The organism is Moorena sp. SIO4G3 (genome assembly GCF_010692305.1).
Taxonomy (GTDB): Bacteria; Cyanobacteriota; Cyanobacteriia; order Cyanobacteriales; family Coleofasciculaceae; genus Moorena; species Moorena producens_A.
The window spans coordinates 1-2774 of the sequence record NZ_JAAHIG010000627.1 but is presented as its reverse complement, the minus strand read 5'-3'; the positions used below and the strand labels follow the sequence as shown (position 1 = coordinate 2774).

General features: G+C 45.4%; 2 protein-coding genes. One reads left to right on the top strand and one right to left on the bottom strand.

Going from position 1 to position 2774, the window contains the following annotated elements; translation table 11 throughout:
• Positions 1-460: 460 nt before the first annotated feature.
• A complete protein-coding gene (locus F6J99_RS43875; RefSeq protein WP_293123443.1) occupies positions 461-1213 on the bottom strand; it encodes a 4'-phosphopantetheinyl transferase superfamily protein in 753 nt (250 codons plus the stop codon).
• 236 nt (positions 1214-1449) lie between these two features.
• Here F6J99_RS43875 and F6J99_RS43870 point away from each other — a divergent pair.
• Positions 1450-2774: phosphoenolpyruvate carboxylase (locus tag F6J99_RS43870; RefSeq protein ID WP_293123440.1), on the top strand; the 1325-nt coding region annotated here is incomplete at its 3' end.

The window sequence follows — 2774 nt, the reverse complement described above, 5'->3', positions numbered from 1 at the left end:
AGGAGCCGTATGAGGCGAAAACTTCACGTACGGTTCTGAAGCAGAGGTGCTTCCCTTAATAGGGGACATCGACTGTAACAATGCCCGGAGGGTAGGGAAAATCCTCCTTAAAAACCCAATCATCAACTAACACTTGGTGTGTGAACCCAGCAAGATCACATTTTGAAAAAAGAACGGTACGGCGGGGCACGCCGAAACCAGGTGAAACAGGGAAGCAACGGACTTCATAAGGCACTTCTCAAAAAGTAACCGAACGCTTAAGGAGACTAGCCCGCTGGGTCTTTCGTAAACTGAACTAGGATCTTGGTTTTGACGGGATTTCGGTTTAGGTATTGCCGCAAGGATACGAAGGTTTAAGGCCGGTCGTAGATCTAAGAATCCCCGTCTTTTTAAAGCGGGGAGTGTCAAGATTAACCAGTTCCTATTTCGCCCTAACTTTACCCTAGACCCACCACACACCCTAACCAGGGACTGATTGCTCAGTGTAATCAAAACAACTTAACTGCCAATCTTTTGTTTCGACAACCAACGAGGCCAAGTAACCCGGCGCAGGGGTTAGACCAGCGATAGACCAAGGGGAAACTGCCTGAGGGTCTTTGTTGATGCTCAATAGGGCAGTCGGTTGAGCTGGATTTACAGAAACTTCGACCTGTTCCAAGCCAGCTAATCCTTCACCAATGGCTTTTAGATAGGCTTCCTTACTGGTCCATCCCTGAAAAAATGCCTTGTGCTTTTGTTCCTCAGACACAGAACAAATCACAGCATACTCTTGGGGGGAAAAGAAACGTTGAGCGAGTTGCTCAGCATCTGGCATTGGTCGCAGATATTCTAGGTCAACGCCAATGCGCTGCTCTCGGGTAATAGCATACAGAATTAGTCCATGAGAGTGAGATACATTAAAACGGAGTCTTCTGCCCCCAGAGGTTTCCTTGAGTGCTGGCTTACCCCGCTTTCCATAACAAAACTCCACTTGGCGTGGGTTCATGCCCAAATAGCGACCTAAGATTTGGCGCAGAAGACCCCGACCTGCTATAAAATGCTTCCGATCCCGCTCAAAGTAAAATCGCTCAGCTCTTTGGTGCTCGTCCTCAGAAAGAGTGGTTGCCAATTTCTCAATCAATACTCCACTCAGCTCCAACTGCGCACGCCAGAGATGGACATCATGGTTAAATAGTTGCAAATCTGTTGGGGGAAGTAGCCACACTGGGGTCATGGTTCAAGAAAAACTTATAAACATTAGTAGTTTCACAGGTATACCCAATAGTCAAATTTGATAAATTTAATGATTTTTACAGATACTCAACAAGTTGGCTTATTATTAAAGTTAATGTAAAGATGTTAAGCTTTCGTGACCTTTCCCAAGAAATTTAAATTCTTGTTCCTTAATTACTTTAAAGAACCTCAAACCCGTAAAATAGATCAGCTTTGTATAGGGAATAGATAGAGCCTATGAGTTTTTTCCCATCTCCATCTAATCAAGATTCAACCTTCCCGGCTACCTCTGACCTGTTTCTGCGCCATCGACTTAAAATTGTAGAGGATTTGTGGGAATCTGTTCTCCTATCTGAATGTGGTCAGGAACTCGTTGATTTACTCAAGCAACTGCGGGAATTGTGTTCTCCAGAAGGACAAGCGACTGAAGATCCTCAATCCTCAGTTGCTGATTTAATCCAACAGCTTGACCTTAACGAGGCTATCCGGGCATCACGAGCGTTTGCTCTTTACTTTCAGCTGATCAATATTGTCGAACAACATTATGAACAGCGAAATCAACAACTCTCAAGACGCCGTTCCTACCGAAGAAGCACTGAACCCGAGTTAACCCCCTTCAGCGAAGGTATTTTAACAAAAAATGGTAATTCGTCTTTCTCAACTGTGACAACAGTTGAGAAAGAGGTGGAAATAGGCAATGAGGGGACTCAACCAGGGGGTGCCGTTAGCAATGTTATCGAAAAGAGCCAGGAGCAAAACCAAGGATCCGAAAGAAAATTAGGACTGCTAGATTGGCTATTTCCCCACTTGCACAAGCAGAATGTTCCACCTGGTCAAATTCAGAGGCTGATTGACAATCTTGATATTCGCTTGGTTTTCACTGCTCACCCCACAGAAATCGTCCGTCGTACCATTCGGGGTAAACAGCGACGGATGGCTAAGATTCTGGAACAATTAGACCAAGCGGAGCAAACCTATGGTACCTTGGGAATCACTTCCTCCTGGGAGGTGACTGAATGTAGCCAAAAGCTGATGGAAGAAATTCGCCTCTGGTGGCGCACCGATGAGCTACATCAGTTTAAGCCGGGAGTACTTGATGAGGTGGATTACACTCTTCACTACTTCCACGAAGTACTGTTTGATACTATACCTCAATTGTATAGTCGCTTCAAGCAAGCGTTGAAGGGTTCATTCCCCTGGCTGAACCCACCAGCTAAGAACTTCTGTCATTTTGGCTCTTGGGTAGGGTCAGACCGGGATGGTAATCCTTTTGTAACTCCCCAAATTACCTGGCAAACTGCCTGCTATCAACGAGATTTGGTGCTGGGTAAATATATAAATGAAGTTAGCCATCTAACCGAATTATTGAGTCTGTCGTTGCACTGGTGTGATGTGCTACCGGAACTGTTAGACTCTCTAGAACAAGACCGCTCTCAATTGCCAGAGGTTTACGAACAGCTCGCCATTCGCTATCGGCAAGAACCCTATCGACTCAAACTGACCTACGTTAAGCAAAAACTGGAAAACACCCGTGAGCGAAACCAACAGCTTGCCAATGGTAT